At 72.9% G+C, this 14,091-nt stretch carries 13 protein-coding genes and 1 tRNA gene; 6 read left to right on the forward strand and 8 right to left on the reverse strand.

Features of this window, described 5'->3' with window-relative positions; all coding sequences use genetic code 11:
- Positions 1-112 precede the first annotated feature (112 nt).
- Positions 113-2,644 carry an endopeptidase La gene (gene lon / locus CUC05_RS13220; RefSeq protein WP_108666596.1) on the reverse strand — a complete coding sequence of 844 codons (2,532 nt, stop codon included), beginning with the start codon at positions 2,642-2,644 and terminating at the stop codon, positions 113-115.
- A 231-nt stretch (positions 2,645-2,875) separates the two neighbouring features.
- Between lon and CUC05_RS13225 the strand changes: the two genes are divergently transcribed.
- Positions 2,876-3,094, forward strand: a complete 219-nt coding sequence (locus CUC05_RS13225; protein ID WP_157965525.1) for a hypothetical protein — start codon at positions 2,876-2,878, stop codon at positions 3,092-3,094.
- Positions 3,095-3,189: 95 nt separating this feature from the next.
- A complete protein-coding gene (locus tag CUC05_RS24725) occupies positions 3,190-3,438 on the forward strand; it encodes a hypothetical protein (RefSeq protein WP_108666598.1) in 249 nt (82 codons plus the stop codon).
- Positions 3,439-3,487: 49 nt separating this feature from the next.
- On the opposite strand, the gene CUC05_RS13235 is transcribed toward CUC05_RS24725, so the two are convergent.
- Positions 3,488-4,384, reverse strand: a complete 897-nt coding sequence (locus CUC05_RS13235; RefSeq protein WP_108666768.1) for a haloalkane dehalogenase — start codon at positions 4,382-4,384, stop codon at positions 3,488-3,490.
- Between the two features lie 104 nt (positions 4,385-4,488).
- On the opposite strand from CUC05_RS13235, the gene CUC05_RS13240 reads away from it, so the two are divergent.
- The gene (locus tag CUC05_RS13240) at positions 4,489-5,328 is read left to right on the forward strand and encodes an alpha/beta fold hydrolase (RefSeq protein WP_108666599.1); all 840 of its coding nucleotides are present in this window, start codon (positions 4,489-4,491) and stop codon (positions 5,326-5,328) included.
- A gap of 9 nt (positions 5,329-5,337) precedes the next feature.
- Here the strand turns inward: CUC05_RS13240 and CUC05_RS13245 are convergent, their stop codons facing one another.
- The gene (locus tag CUC05_RS13245) at positions 5,338-6,033 is read right to left on the reverse strand and encodes a maleylpyruvate isomerase family mycothiol-dependent enzyme (RefSeq protein WP_157965526.1); all 696 of its coding nucleotides are present in this window, start codon (positions 6,031-6,033) and stop codon (positions 5,338-5,340) included.
- A gap of 32 nt (positions 6,034-6,065) precedes the next feature.
- On the reverse strand, positions 6,066-6,629 hold the full coding sequence (locus CUC05_RS13250; RefSeq protein WP_108666601.1) for a CGNR zinc finger domain-containing protein: 564 nt from the start codon (positions 6,627-6,629) through the stop codon (positions 6,066-6,068).
- 103 nt (positions 6,630-6,732) lie between these two features.
- Between CUC05_RS13250 and CUC05_RS13255 the strand changes: the two genes are divergently transcribed.
- Positions 6,733-7,038, forward strand: coding sequence for a hypothetical protein (locus tag CUC05_RS13255; RefSeq protein WP_108666602.1), 306 nt, complete (start codon positions 6,733-6,735; stop codon positions 7,036-7,038).
- Positions 7,039-7,143: 105 nt separating this feature from the next.
- On the opposite strand, the gene CUC05_RS13260 is transcribed toward CUC05_RS13255, so the two are convergent.
- Together CUC05_RS13260 and CUC05_RS13265 are read right to left on the reverse strand one after the other, a co-directional pair.
- Complete coding sequence (locus CUC05_RS13260) at positions 7,144-7,641, reverse strand: methylated-DNA--[protein]-cysteine S-methyltransferase (RefSeq protein WP_240606258.1); 498 nt, start codon at positions 7,639-7,641, stop codon at positions 7,144-7,146.
- A complete protein-coding gene (locus CUC05_RS13265) occupies positions 7,638-9,077 on the reverse strand; it encodes an Ada metal-binding domain-containing protein (protein ID WP_108666603.1) in 1,440 nt (479 codons plus the stop codon). The genes CUC05_RS13260 and CUC05_RS13265 overlap by 4 nt, the downstream gene beginning before the upstream one ends.
- A 106-nt stretch (positions 9,078-9,183) precedes the next feature.
- Between CUC05_RS13265 and CUC05_RS13270 the strand changes: the two genes are divergently transcribed.
- Positions 9,184-10,758 carry a phytoene desaturase family protein gene (locus tag CUC05_RS13270; RefSeq protein ID WP_157965527.1) on the forward strand — a complete coding sequence of 525 codons (1,575 nt, stop codon included), beginning with the start codon at positions 9,184-9,186 and terminating at the stop codon, positions 10,756-10,758.
- Here the strand turns inward: CUC05_RS13270 and CUC05_RS13275 are convergent.
- Positions 10,755-11,300, reverse strand: coding sequence for a hypothetical protein (locus tag CUC05_RS13275; protein WP_157965528.1), 546 nt, complete (start codon positions 11,298-11,300; stop codon positions 10,755-10,757). The genes CUC05_RS13270 and CUC05_RS13275 overlap by 4 nt on opposite strands.
- Positions 11,301-11,412: 112 nt before the next feature.
- On the opposite strand from CUC05_RS13275, the gene CUC05_RS13280 reads away from it, so the two are divergent.
- Positions 11,413-11,489, forward strand: a tRNA-Arg gene (locus CUC05_RS13280).
- Between the two features lie 60 nt (positions 11,490-11,549).
- Here the strand turns inward: CUC05_RS13280 and CUC05_RS13285 are convergent.
- Positions 11,550-14,075: a LuxR C-terminal-related transcriptional regulator gene (locus CUC05_RS13285; protein WP_157965529.1), complete on the reverse strand. Its 2,526-nt coding sequence runs from the start codon at positions 14,073-14,075 to the stop codon at positions 11,550-11,552.
- Between the last annotated feature and the right edge of the window lie 16 nt (positions 14,076-14,091).

Here is a 14,091-nt window from a genome sequence, read left to right on the forward strand (position 1 = left end):
CAACTTCGACAACTACCGCATCCGCCTACTGCTGCACTGCGGCGTGGACTGGCAAGATGCCCCCGCTGCACGCATCAGGCGACGCCGACCCCCCGCAGCGGCGTAGACCCGGTTACCCCGCCGACTCGAGGGCGAGGGCCAGGACGTCGCGGACGTCCTCGACGAAGTGGATCGTCATGGCGTCGCGCACCGACTCGGGGACGTCGTCGATGTCGGCCTCGTTCCGCTTGGGCAGCAGGACGGTGTCCAGCCCCGAACGGTGTGCGGCCAGCACCTTCTGCTTGACCCCGCCGATCGGCAGGACCTTGCCCTGGAGTGTCACCTCGCCGGTCATGCCGACGCCCGCGCGCACCTTGCGGCCGGTGACCAGCGACGCGAGCGCCGTGGTCATCGTCACGCCTGCGGAGGGGCCGTCCTTGGGGATGGCGCCCGCCGGGAAGTGCACGTGGAACCGACCGCCGAGTGCGGTGGCGTCCAGCTGGAGCTCCTCTGCGTGGGACCGGAGGAAGGACAGGGCGATGGACGCCGACTCCTGCATGACGTCGCCGAGCTGGCCGGTCAGGTGCAGGCTGCCCTTGCCGCCGTCGTCGTCCAGCCGGGCCGTCTCGACGAACAGCACGTCACCGCCGACGCCCGTCACGGCCAGGCCGGTGGCGACACCCGGGACGTCAACGCGGTCGGTGGCGTCCTCGCGGAACACCTTCTGCCGGCCGAGCAGCGCGGACGGATCGTCCACCACGATGGGTGCGGTGTCACCCGCCGCGATGCGGACGGCGGCCTTCCGGGTCAGCTTGGCCAGCTGTCGTTCCAGCTGGCGGACGCCGGCCTCGCGCGTCCAGCCCTCCACCACATGGCGCAGGACCGCGTCGCTGATCTCCACCTCGTCGACCGACAGTCCGGCGTTGGTCAGCTGGCGGGTCAGCAGGTGGTCCCGTGCGATGGCCACCTTCTCCGCGTCGGTGTAGCCGTCCAGGGTGACGACCTCGAGCCGGTCGAGCAGGGGCCCCGGGATGGTCTCCAGCACGTTGGCGGTGGCGATGAACAGGACGTCGGACAGGTCGAGGTCGACCTCCAGGTAGTGGTCGCGGAAGGTGTGGTTCTGGGCGGGGTCCAGGACCTCCAGCAGCGCCGCCGAGGGGTCGCCCCGGTAGTCACCGCCGACCTTGTCGATCTCGTCGAGCAGGACGACGGGGTTCATCGTCCCCGCTTCGGTCATCGCCCTGGCGATCCGTCCGGGCTGGGCACCGACGTAGGTCCGACGGTGCCCGCGGATCTCCGCTTCGTCCCGCACCCCGCCGAGGGCGACACGGACGAACCGGCGGCCGAGCGCTCGGGCGACGGACTCGCCGAGCGAGGTCTTGCCCACGCCGGGAGGACCGACCAGCGCCAGGATCGCACCGCTGCCACGTCGCCCGCGGGGCGGTGCGTCCTGCGCAGGATCGTCAGCGGGCGTCGCGGCCGGGTCCTCGGTCGTGCCCCCAGCGGAGTCCTCGACGGTGGTGGTGTCCTCCACGGCGTCGGTGCGTGGGTCGGCGTGGGGGGCCGCGTCCGCGGGCCAGTCGGCCAGCGGGGACGCCGGGGTCACCGCGTCCTGTGGGCCGTCGAGTCCGCGCTCGATGCGCAGCTTGCGGACGGCCAGCTGCTCGACGAGGCGGTCCTTCACCTCGTCCAGGCCCGTGTGATCGGCGTCGAGGATGTCGCGGGCCCGGTCGAGGTCGAGGTTGTCGTCGGACCGCTCGCCCCACGGCAGCTCGAGGATGCGGTCCAGCCACGTGCGGATCCACGACTGCTCAGGGGACTGCTCGCTGGTCCGCTCGAGCCGGTCGATCTCCTTGGTGACGAACGTGCGCACGTCATCGGGCAGCGCGGCGTCGGCGACCCGGGTGCGGTAGTCCTGCCCGTCGTCGTCCTCGGCTGGGCCGGCACCCATCTCGCGCAGCTCGGTCCGGATGGCCTTGAGCTGCTCGCGGAGGATGTACTCCCGCTGGCGCTTCTCCATGGACTCGCCGACGTCGGCGCGGATCTTGGAGCGCACGTCGAGCTCTGCCAGGACCTCACGGGCCCAGGCGGTGACCTTCTCCAGCCGTTCGGTCACGTCGAGGGTCTCCAGCACCTCCACCTTCTGGGCGAGGTCGACGTCGGGGGAGTACACGGCCGTGTCGGCCAGCTGCCCCGGGTCGGTGATCTCCTCGATGGCGGTCGACAGCGTGCGTCCGGCGCCGCGGTGCTCGAGGATGCCGGTGATGATCGCGCGGTAGTCGCGCGTCAGGTCGGCGACGTCATCGGGGTCGACGTCGTCGAGGACCGGGTCGACGGTGACCCAGGTGGCCTCGCCCGGACCGGTCGCCCCGGTGCCGATGACGGCACGCGAGAGGCCGCGGACGAGGATGCCCTTGCGGCCGCCACGGAGGCGGTCGTGGCTGTCGATGTGGGCGAGGGTGCCGACGGTGGCGTAGCGGTCGCCGACCTTGGGGACCAGGACCAGGCGGTCGTCTGCGTCGGCGGCGGCGGCGATGGCGGCCTTGGCCTCGTCGGACTCCACCGCGATCGTCACGACCATGCCCGGGACCACCACTCCACCCGGCAGGGGCAGCAGTGGAACGGTGAGCTGTGCACGCTCGGTGCTCTCCAGCTGATCAACCATGATTACTTCCTTACGTCGATGGTTGGACCTTGAACCACAGCATGCCTCGATCTAATCCCGATGCACTCAAGTTTTCTCCAGCGAACGGTGGAATCGACGTGTCACGGGAACGTGAGCAACCGTCGTCGGCACAGGTCCGATGATCAACACATCACGACACGCCCAGGGGCCGAGCCGCGCCCACCCGACCCAGCCGACCTCCAGCGACGGAGGGCGCTGCACGTGCTCGACGTGGCCGCACGCATCGACTTCGACGCACGGTTCCGTCGGGGCGTCGAGCGCGATCCGGCGAAGGTGCTGCGCGATGCGGGGTTGCCGGACGACCTGCTCGACCTGCTGCTGCGGGACACCTCGGAGGTGACCCCGTTCGGCGACGATGCCCGGTTGATCGCCGCCCGGGCCCATGGATGGGCCACCGAGCAGCTGCAACGGCTCGACGGGTATCGCTGACGCGGAACCGAAGTTCTTACAAACCTCCGGGTGTCGGTGTCCGGGGCGCTAGCGTCGTGGAGTCCCCCGCAGCTCGTCCCGAAAGCAGACCCACGATGACGGACATCCCCTCAACCCTTGCGGCGATCGCCGAGCGCATCGAGTCCGACGAGGACTTCGCGATGCGGGTGGGCGAGGACGCACGTGCCGTGCTCGAGGCAGAGGGCCTGCCCGACGAGGTCGTCGCCGCGGTCCTCGCCGAGGCCGAGGCCGAGGTCGTCGGCTTCGCGCTGCCGGCCGAGGACGCCCAGGTGGCGGTCACCCGTGTCGCCACGGCCAGCCGCGTCGTGGCGCAGCGGTACTGACCCGGCGAAGGCTGCGGACGACGTCAGCAGGTGACGTCAGCATGTGCCCTCAGCTGGTCGCGGCCACGAACCGGGTGATGATCGCCGCCAGCTCCGGACCGGCGTCCTCCTGCAGGAAATGGCCGCCCGACACCGTCGTGTGGTCCTGCCCCTTCGTGCCCGGGACCAGCTTCTGGAAGACCCGGTCGCCACCCCCGGTGATGGGGTCGTTGTCGCTGAAGGTCGTCAGGACCGGACGCTCGAAGGCCATCAGGACCTCCCACGCCCTGCGGTTGGCGGCGCTCGCCGGGTTGTCGGGGGAGGTCGGCACCAGCGACGGCATGATCCGCGGCCCCTCCTTGTACGCCTCGGAGGGGAACGGCGCGTCGTAGGCGGCCAGCTCGGCGGGGGTCAGCTCGCGGTTGGTCGCCCCCTGGATCATCGGGGAGACGGGGAAGGACTCCACGGTCTGGCTGAAGTGCTGCCACCGCATGAACGCCTCGGGCATCTCCTGGTCCCCGGTCGGCAGTCCCGAGTTGCCGATCACCAGGCGTGCGAAGCGCTCGGGGTGCTCGGCCACGACGCGCAGGCCGATCAACCCTCCCCAGTCCTGGCAGAACAGCGTGATGCCGGTCAGGTCCAGCACCTCGGCGACGAACGTGCTCATCCACTCGACGTGTCCGGCGAAGGAGTGGTCGGCGCGGTCCGCCGGCTTGTCGGAACGACCGAAGCCGATGAGGTCGGGCGCGACGACCCGATGGCCGGCCTCCAGCAGCCCCGGGATCATGTGGCGGTACAGGTAGGACCACGTCGGCTCGCCGTGCAGCAGCAGGATCGGGGCGGCGTCACGTGGCCCCTCGTCGACGAAGGCCATGTGGGCGCCGTGGCCCACGTCGACCCGCTGGCTGGCGTACGGCCAGTCGGGGAGGTCGTCGAAGCGGTCGGCGGGCGTGGTCAGCAGCTCCATGGCCCGCAGCCTGCCACACCCGTCCCCCATGACCCCTGTCGGGTGATCGCGGCCGGCCGCCCCGAACCCGACACGCGAGGTGTGGGCCGTGGCACCCTGAACACATGAAGCTGCGCACGGTGACCCATCAGGGCTGGACGTTGTCCTACGAGGAGCACGGGGCCGGTCCGCGGGTGACCGTGCTGGTCCACGGGTTGCTGCTCGACGCCGGGGTCAACCGCGCGCTCGCCAGGGCGCTGGCCAGGGCCGGCCACCGCGTGATCCTCGTCGACATGCTGGGCCACGGGCGCAGCGACAAGCCGCGCCGGGCCAGCGCGCATCGCATGGACCACTACGCCGACGCCGTCATCACGGTGCTGGACCACCTCGAGGTCGACGAGGCCGTCGTCGGCGGCGTCTCGCTCGGCGCAGGGGTCGGGCTGATGACCGGCTACCGCTACCCCGAGCGGGTCCGGGCCATGGTGCTGGAGATGCCGGTGCTGGAGAACGCCACGCCGTTCGCCGCGATCACCTTCGTCCCGCTCCTGCTCGCGATGCACTGGGGAGGGCCGGTCGCACGCCTGGCCACCGCGGCGATGGCCCGCCTGCCGCGGACCGGCAACGAAACCGTCGACAGCTTCCTCGGTGCGGTCTCCAAGCATCCCGACGAGATCAAGGCGGTGCTGCACGGCCTGCTCATGGGCCCGATGGGGCCCGACGAGAACGAGCGGCAGGCCATGCGCACCCCGGCGCTGATCATCGGGCACCAGTCCGACCCGCTCCACCCCCACACCGACGCCGCCCGCCTGGCCCGTCAGCTGCCCAACGGCACGCTGCTCAAAGCGCGCAGTCCGCTGGAGCTCCGGATGCGCCCGCGACGGCTGACCGACGAGATCATCCGCTTCGTCGACACCGCCTGGGCCGCCCGCCCCGTGGGAGCGGACGGCGTCACCGACGTCGGCTGACCAGCTGACCTAGACGCTGCGGCTGGCGCCCTCGATCGACTCGCGCAGGGCCTCGTCACCCTCGACGGTGACCTCGCAGCGCGGCCGGCCGGTGGCGAACAGGACCAGCTCGCCGACCGGTCCGCGGACCGTCAGGTCGGGCTCGGCGCCGCTCGCCGAACGGGCCACCGGACCGCCCACCCGGTAGGTCCGGTGCGTGGTGCCGTCGGTCAGGTCGACCACGCCGGAGACCTCGACCCCGCGGAGGGTCATCGGGGCGAAGCGGCCGACGGCCTGCCACAGCTGCCGGGCGACGTCGGCGTCCTCGGTGCCGTCGAACGGCGCGATCGCCGGTCCGTCGGCCGTCGCCGCCCCACCACGGGCCACGTCGGCGGCATGGATCCAGTCCTCGCCGACCTGCACGTCACGGACCACCGGCAGGCGCATCCACGGCGGCGGACCGCCACGCAGGGCCGCCATCATCCGCTCGCGGCCCTGCGCCTTGCGCGCGGCCATGCGACGGTCGAGCAGCCCGCTCAGCGGAGGGAAGAGGATGCCGATCGCGGGGATGGGTTCGCGCTCGCGTACCAGCAGGTGGGCGACGATGTCGCCGGCGTCCCACCCCTCGCACAACGTTTCGGCGTGCCACTGCTCATCGGACAACGCGTCGAGCATGTCGCACAGGGCGGCACGCTGGCGCAGGACGGTGGGGGGTGAGGCGCTCATGCCACAAGCCTGCCCGAGACGGGCACTCTCATTCATGTCGCGGGCTGCTGGGCCTCCGCGGCCTCGGCACGCTTGCGGGCCCGCCAGGCGGCGACGTTGGCCCGGTTCTGGCACGCGTCGGAGCAGTAGCGGCGGGTCCCACCGGGTGAGCCGTCGATGTAGACGTCGCGGCACGTGGTGTGCGAGCAGGTGCCCCGTCTGTCGAAGCCGTGGTCGAGGAGGGCCACCGTGAGCCCCATGGCGGCGACCGCCGCGGCGTGCGCCGACACCGACGCGTTGTCGCGGGACAGGTGGAGGTGCCACTGGTCCTCCCGCCCGTCGTCGTGGCTGTGCCCGGAGATCTCGGGGTTGATCGGGTTGGCCAGCAGCAGGATGTTGAGCTGCTCCACGGCCAGCGGGACGTCGTCGGTCTCCATGATCCTGCGAAGCCGGCCGTGCAGCTCGCGAAGCGGCGGGAGGTCGGCGTCGTTGAGCCGCGTCGCCATCTTCGGGAAGTGTGTCCGGAGGACGTCGAGGAGGGCGTCGTCCTCGGGGTCGTCGTAGGGCTCGACGTTCGCGAGGTCGAGGGCGATCTCGGAGTAAGAGGCAAAATCCAATGGCGGGCCTTACGGGGGAGGTGTAGTGTCGGTAATGTGCAATCAGCACAAATGGATCTTACTTTGGACCGCATCCCGCCGCGGGCCAAGGCAAGGAGTCATCGTGGAATCACGTCCCGCCCGCCCCGTCCTCGACGCCGCCCGCTTCCGCCTCGCCAGCCGTGTCGCCGCCCGCTTGGTCGGCCAGGCACACGCTGACGACGCCACGCTGGAGGCCGTCGCCATCCTCACCGCCGACGCCGACCCCGCCCGTGCGTCCCGGCTGCGTCCCCGTGCTGGCGAACCCGCTCCCCTGGTCGAGCGCCTCGCCATGTGGGCGCTGCCTCGCGCGACCGATACCGCCGTCGCTCGCGCCCACGAGGTGCTGGATCCGAACCTGCACGCCATCACGGGCCACCTCGTCCGCTGACGCGACGTCCCGGGCAGCAGCCATCCCGCTGACCGGCCGCACGACCACCACCCCGCCGCCGGCCGCACCGTCCATCCAAGGACGGTGCGGCCGTGTCGTCTCCGGTCAGGTCGACAGGGCTGCTTCGGTGTCCAGCAGCCAGCGCTTGACGTCGGCACCCCAGGCGTAGGCGCCTGTGGCGCCCGTTGCCGGGAGCACGCGGTGGCAGGGGACGAACGGGGCGAGGCGGTTGCGGGCGCACGCCGATCCCACGGCTCGGGAGGCGCCGGGTCGTCCCACGGCAGCGGCAACCTCGCCGTAGGTCCGCGTCCGTCCTGCCGGGATCGCACGCAGCGCCGCCCACACCTCCTGCTGGAAGCTGGTGCCGGGCTGGCGGACGTCGACGGCGTCCAGCGCGGCCCCGTCCCCGGCCAGCCACGCACGCAGGGCCGTGCCGACCGGATGATCGGTCGGCGCAGGGGCACGCGTCGCATGGTCGTCCATCCGCGCCAGCAGCTGCTCGGGCATGCCGAAGCCCGACGCGACGACGGTGTCACCGTCGAGCAGGACCGTCAGCGGAGTGGTCGGTGTGGGGATGCTGAGGTGGTGCAGGGTCGTGCTCACTGGATCTCCTCGGTGACGGTGTCGGACAGGTAGTGGGTCCACAGGTGCATCGCGGCGTAGCCACGCCACGGCCGCCAGCGCTCGGCCATCCGGTCCAGCTCGCGGGCCGTGACGGTGGTGGCGGTCAGGCCCTCCACGGCCCGGCGCAGCGCGAGGTCGCCCTCCGGCCACGCGTCGGGGTTGCGGAGGGTCAGCAGGCCGATGCTCGACGCCGTCCACCGGCCGATCCCCGGGAGGGCCAGCAGGGCGGCCCGGACGGTGTCCGGGTCGGCACCCGGGGCCAGGTCCAACCCGTTGTCGACCGCCGCGGCCAGGGCCCGTACCGCACCCGCACGCTGCCGGGTCAGGCCGATGGCGGCCTCCAGCGGCAGGTCGCGGACCACTCCGGGGGAGGGGATGCCGGGCCGCTCCGACAGGGCGGCCAGACGCCCCATCATCGTCGTCGCGGCGGCGGCGGAGACCTGCTGGCCGAGCACCGTGCGGACCGGCCCCTCCCACGGATCGGCGGCCCCGGGGATGCGAAGGCCGGGCCGACGGGCGACGAGCGGTCCCAGGAGCGCGTCGTCGCCGAGGGCCCGGTCGATGGCGTCGACGTCGGCGTCGAGGTCGAACACCTGGCGGGCCAGCGCCACGGCGCGTCCCAGGTCGGGGTCGTGGCCGTCCGCAGCCACCACCTCCACCACCACGTCCACGGCCGTCGGGCGCAGGGTGACAACCTGTTCGTCGGTGACGTGCCGGATGGCCCCGTCGACGAGGCCGGTCCGGCCGGGGATGTCGTGCAGCGCCACCCACTCGAGCGTGGGGTCCGGCGCGAACGGCTGGCGGACCGCCAGCGTCACCCTGACCGCCGCGGGGGCCGCGGGGCGTCCCCGACGCACGTCGGTGGGGGAGGCGTGGAAGGTCCGTCGGAACGCGTCGTTGAACTGCCGGACGCTGCCGAACCCGGCGGCGAACGCCACCCGGGTCAGCGGGAGGTCGGTCTGGTCGACCAGCATCCGCGCCAGCCGGACCCGCCGCATGGTGATCAACGCCGCCGGCCCCGCCCCGAAGGTGGCCGTCGTGATCCGCTGGAGGTGCCGGGGGCTGACGTGCAACCGCGCCGCAAGGGCGGGGACGCCACCCTCGCCGGCCCCGTCCTCGATCATCCGCAGCGCCCGCGCAGCCACGTCCGCCTGCGGGTCGACCTCGGGTCGGTCGGGGGCCAGCTCGGGGCGGCACCGACGGCAGGCGCGCAGTCCGGCGTCCTGGGCTGCGGCGGCAGAGGGGAAGAAGCGCACGTTCTCGCGCTTGGGTGTTCGGGCCGGGCAGGAGGGACGGCAGAAGATGCCGGTGGTCAGCACCCCGGTGATGAACCGACCGTCGAAGCGCCGGTCCCGCGAGGCGACGGCCGCGTAACAGCTGTCGAAGTCGGTGGCGGTCGGCCCGGTCGTGGTCATGGGTCGCAGTCTGGCACCCCCACCCGTTGTGGTCCGGCGGGATTCGGACGTCGCAGTGGCGCGAGGCGCCGGTGGGACGGGCCGACATCGGGTACATGTCGACGTCGTGCCCTCCCCACCCCCCACCGCCCTCGTCGTCGGCGGCGGCCACAACGGCCTGGTCGCTGCCTGCTACCTGGCCCGCGCCGGTGTCGACGTGACCGTGCTCGAGCAGTCCGACAAGGTCGGGGGTGGCTCGAGGACCGACGAGACCGTCCCCGGCTACCGCTTCGACACCCACTCCGCGGCCCACAACATCATCAACATGACCGACATCCCGGAGGAGCTGGGGTTGGCCGAGATGGGGTTGGAGTACCGCGAGATGGACCCCTTCGCCGTCTCCGTCGGCGCCGACGGGACGACCATCCGCTTCTGGCGCGACGTCGACGCGACGCTGGACTCCATCGCCGAGGTCGCCCCCGCTGACGTCGACGGTTACCGGCGCTTCGTCGACGACGCCATGCCGATCGTGAAGCTGGCCGTCGCCGGGGTGAACGCCGGGGCCTCGGCACGGCGCGAGCTGGCGATGGCCGGTGACCGCATCCTCCCCGTGTTCCAGGCGCTGCGGCGACACGGCGGGCCGTTCGCGCTCGCCTCGACGCTGCTGATGCCCTACGGCGCCCTGCTTCGCCGCTACCTGACCACCGACGCGGTCATGGCGCCGATCGGCGCCTTCGCCGCCCACGGCAACGCCAGCCCCAACGACTTCGGCACCGCCTTCTCCGCCATCTGGCAAGCCGTCTACCACCGGCACGGCCAGTGGCATGCCGTCGGTGGGGCACAGGCGTTGTCCGACGCGCTCGCACGCCGGCTCGAGGCGTGGGGCGGAACGATCCGCACCGGCGCGGACGTCGCGAGGATCGTGCAGCGCGACGGGGCGGTGCAGGGGGTGGAGCTGGCGTCGGGGGAGCGGCTGGCCGCCCATGTCGTCGTGACGGCCATGGACCCTCGGATGGCGCTGCTCGACCTGCTCGACCCACCCTTGACCGGCAGGGTCGCCGACGACCTGCGGGTCGCCCATGCCGGCAACGCCGTGCAGATGGTCGTGCACGTCGCGACCGACCGGCTGCCGGCGTATCCCGACGCCCAGCCGGCGGACTGGATGGGGCTGCAGTCCTACGTCGACGACTTCCCCTCCCTCGAGCGGGCGTTCAGCGCGGCGCAGGACCGACGGTTGCCCGAGGACCCCGTGCCGACCTATGCGTTCACCCCGAGCGCGATGGACGACACGCTGGCCCCGGAGGGTCATCACACCGTCTACCTGGCCTGTCCGGCCGCCCCGGCGGAGGTCCGTGGTGGCTGGGACGGCGTGGCCGAGCAGTTCACCGAGCGCATGATCGACACGGTCGAGCGACGGGCACCCGGGTTCCGCGACTCGATCCAGGGGATCGCCATCCGAACACCCGAGCTGATGGAGGCCGAGCTGCGCTGGCCCGGGGCGCACCCCATGGTGCTCGACCTGTCGCTCGACCAGCTGGTCAGCGCCCGCCCGACCGTGGCGCTCGGCGGCCACTCGACCCCGGTCCGCGGGCTGTTCGTCTCGGGCGCCGGGACGGCCCCGATCGGGGGCGTTGCCGGCACGCCGGGCCGGGCGGCGGCCAAGGCGGTGCTGAAGGCCCACCCCTTGCGACGCTCGCGCTAACGGGGCGGTTGGCCGATCGCCGCGGCGAGGACGCTGTCGAGGTTGCCCATGCCGCCCGCGAAGGGGGAGGGGCGGGCCAGCACGAGCGTGCGGTCGGGCATGCGGACGACCAGCGCGGGAGAGCTGGACCCGACCTGCACGCGTCGGCCGACGCGGACATGGGTCAGCGGTGCGATGGGTCGACCCTGCGGATCCCGCAGCGCACCGGCCGCCCGGTCGAAGACCGCCGAGACGGCCAAGTGGTCGAGCGGCCGTCGACGGGCCGCCTGCAGGGCACGCAGGAGGAGGACGAGGATCGGCAGCGGCACCACGGACGGCGCGAGGAGCGCGACAGGCCACGGGACAGGCAGGTCACCGGTCACGGCAGCCGCTGTCATGCCGCCCACGGCGATCACCCAGACCAGGCCGACGACGAACGCAGCGACCGCGGGGCCGACGAGCCTCCGGTCCGCCACCACGACCAGGGGGCCGTCCTCGATCACGACCACGCCGCTGGAGGACGTCAGCACGCGGGCGTTGGGTGACACGGGCGACGTCGACATGGTGGCGCGCACGCTACCGCCACGGTCGGGTGGCCGGTCGGCCACGCCCGGAGTGGCCCGATCCACGACAAGCCGCTACTCTTACTCGTCCCGCAGGGTCCACGCCCTGCATGGGCTCATAGCTCAGCTGGATAGAGCATCTGTCTACGGAACAGAAGGCCGGGGGTTCGAATCCCTCTGAGCCCGCCAGCGCAACGCCTCCCGGTTCGCCGGGAGGCGTTTGTCGTTCCGAGAGGGCACCGGCGACGGTCAGCCGTGCTGCATGCGTGACAGCAGGACCAGCGCTTCGGCACGTGAACGGACGTCGAGGCCGGCGTAGGCCCGCTGCAGGTGCTTGCGGACCGTCGCCGGGCTGATGCCCAGCGCCTCGGCGATGTCGGCGTTCGTGCCACCCGTGCGCAGGGCCATCAGGACCTCGACCTCGCGGGGTCGCAGGCCGTGCAGCTCCGACAGCACAGCGGCCAGTTCGCCGTCCCCGTCCACGGTTGCCGGGTCGATCGGGCCCTCGGCGCCACCGACCGCGCCACCGACGGGGCCCTCGGGGACCGGGGCACCGACGCCCCGCGCCACCGGCACGAGGACGGCGCATGCCTGGGGTTCGGCCAGCGGTGCCACCTCCAGCAGGCCCTGCGCCTGGTAGGCGGCGAACGCCCGGCCAGCCGCATCGGTGGCGTCCATGCCCGCGCGATGCCGCGCAAGGGCACCGAGCAACACCATCCGAGGGACCTCGAACGGCTCGAGCTGGTCGGTGCCCAGCCGCTCGAGCACCGCCAGCGCCACGGCGGGATCGCCCAGCCGGGCCTCGACCGCGGCCTCGGCGACCAGCACCGCCCGCTCGTCCTCCTCCCGGCGGGCCCGCGCGGCGTCCAGCCGCTCGCGAGCCTCGTCCTCCAGCTCCACCCGTGCCAGCGCGTCTGCGACCTGCGCCAGGAACAGCACACCGGTCACCGTCTGCATCCAGTCACCGGCCAGCTGCTCGGCCCGCTGCACCGCCGCGAGGGTGCGCAACCGCTCGCCCCGCATCGACTCCAGCCCCGCCCGGGCCCACGCGGCGTACGCCACGTGCTGGTCGTCGTGCTGCAGCTCGGCCTGCCGGGCAGCGATGTCGAGGTCTCGGTCGGCGGCCTCCAGCTCGCCCAGCATCACCAGCGTGTCCGCCCGGTTGATGCGCCATGCCGTCGTCGTCGTCCCGGGTCCCAGCATCGCCTCGACCCGGTCGAACGTGGCGACGACCTGGCGCAGGCGCCCCTGCTCCAGCAGCACCACCCAGGCCAGGTCGCGCAGGATCAGCGCGGCCTGATGGCGGTCGCCGGCCCGCTCGGCCGTCTCGGCTGCCCGGCGCAGCCCCGCCTCGGCGGCGTCGACGCCGTCTCGGCGGGCCAGCAGCAGGGCCAGCCCCTGCTCGAGGCGGCAGCGGGTCTCCAGGTCCACGGTCGACGCGAGCAGATCCTCGATGGCGGTGATGTCGGCGGGGTCGGGGGTGGGGGAGAAGTAGGCGAGGTCCCGGTACCGCTCGGCGTGCATGGCTGCCGCGACGTCCGGGTGCGACGCCTCCCACCGCGGGGCGCGCGCCAGGACGTGGGCGTTGCGGTCACCGTAGGCCGCCATCAGGGTCAGCAGCCGGGCCACCTGGACGTCGACGCGCGGGTGGCGGGCGACCACGTCGTCGGGCAGGGCACGCAGGAACGCCAGCAGGGACGGCTTGAACGACTCACGGAGGTCGTCGATCGAGGCGTCGGCGACGATCCGGGCGGCCAGGTCGGGATGGTGGTGCTCGACCGCCAGGCGAGCACCCTCCAGCACCCGACCGTGACGGGCAAGGCCGACCGCCAGCGGCCGGAGCTCCGGTAGGGGCAGGGGATCGTCCGGGCGAAGGAGGTCCGCGACGGGGTCCGGCAGGGTCCAGGGACCGACTGCCGGCGTCTCCCACGGCACACCGGCCTCGGCGGCAGCCCTGATCGTGTCGGCCAGCCCCAGGTCCCGGGCCAGGCGGGCGTCGAGCAGCGGCAGGCACGCCGCCGCACCCAGCCGACGTCGGGCATCGTCGTCCAGCGGGGCCAGCAGGTCGTGGACCAGCACGTCCAGCACCACGTTGTCGCCCAGCAGCCGGCGCCCCAGCTCGTGCGGCGCCGCGCTGCGCCCCAGGGCGTTGACGACGGCACGCAGCGCCGTCGACCAGCCACCGGTGGCGAGGCGCAGCTGCTCGACCATGACGTCGGGCAGGCCGCCGGGCAGCCGTTCGACCAGCAGCAGGTGCAGCTCCTCGGTGGTGAACGCCAGGTCGGTCGTGGTCAGCCGAGGCCACCGGCCGTCCGTGGTCTGCCCTCCATCCCCTTCCGGTACCCGCCGCCCGAGCACGACCAACCGATGCGGGTCGGGCAGGGCCCGGCCCAGCAGGCGGACCGCCGACCAGTGCTGCGGGCCGACCTCGTCGACCACGACGAGCGCGGCCGGCCGTCGGCGGGCCATCACCCGCTCGATGCCCGCGGCCACCGTGTCGTCGTCCCGATCCTCCCCCGCCAGCCCGTCCATGCCCAGCGGATCGAGGAGCCGCTGCAGCACCCCCCGGTGGTCGAGGTCCACGTCGCGCAGGTCGATCCAGGTGACCTCGCCGGTGTGGCGTGCCGCAGCCTCGGCGGCCAGCGTGGACTTGCCCCAGCCACCGTTGGCATGGACCACCACGATGCGGTGCTCGGCCAGCCGCCTGACCAGCCGCCCCCGTGCGACGTGCCCGTCGGGGAGGACCGGTGCACCCGCGCCATGGCTTCCACTCAACGCCACGGAGCGTACC

Source organism: Euzebya rosea (genome assembly GCF_003073135.1).
Lineage (GTDB): Bacteria > Actinomycetota > Nitriliruptoria > Euzebyales > Euzebyaceae > Euzebya > Euzebya rosea.

What these genes read in the sequence shown, in the direction of transcription:
- CUC05_RS24725 (WP_108666598.1), top strand. Translation starts at nt 3,190, where the DNA reads ATGACGGACATCCCCTCAACCCTTGCGGCGATCGCCGAGCGCATCGAG.
- CUC05_RS13275 (WP_157965528.1), bottom strand. Translation starts at nt 11,300, where the DNA reads ATGTCGACGTCGCCCGTGTCACCCAACGCCCGCGTGCTGACGTCCTCC.
- lon (WP_108666596.1), bottom strand. Translation starts at nt 2,644, where the DNA reads ATGGTTGATCAGCTGGAGAGCACCGAGCGTGCACAGCTCACCGTTCCA.
- CUC05_RS13235 (WP_108666768.1), bottom strand. Translation starts at nt 4,384, where the DNA reads ATGGAGCTGCTGACCACGCCCGCCGACCGCTTCGACGACCTCCCCGAC.
- CUC05_RS13240 (WP_108666599.1), top strand. Translation starts at nt 4,489, where the DNA reads ATGAAGCTGCGCACGGTGACCCATCAGGGCTGGACGTTGTCCTACGAG.
- CUC05_RS13265 (WP_108666603.1), bottom strand. Translation starts at nt 9,077, where the DNA reads ATGACCACGACCGGGCCGACCGCCACCGACTTCGACAGCTGTTACGCG.
- CUC05_RS13245 (WP_157965526.1), bottom strand. Translation starts at nt 6,033, where the DNA reads ATGAGCGCCTCACCCCCCACCGTCCTGCGCCAGCGTGCCGCCCTGTGC.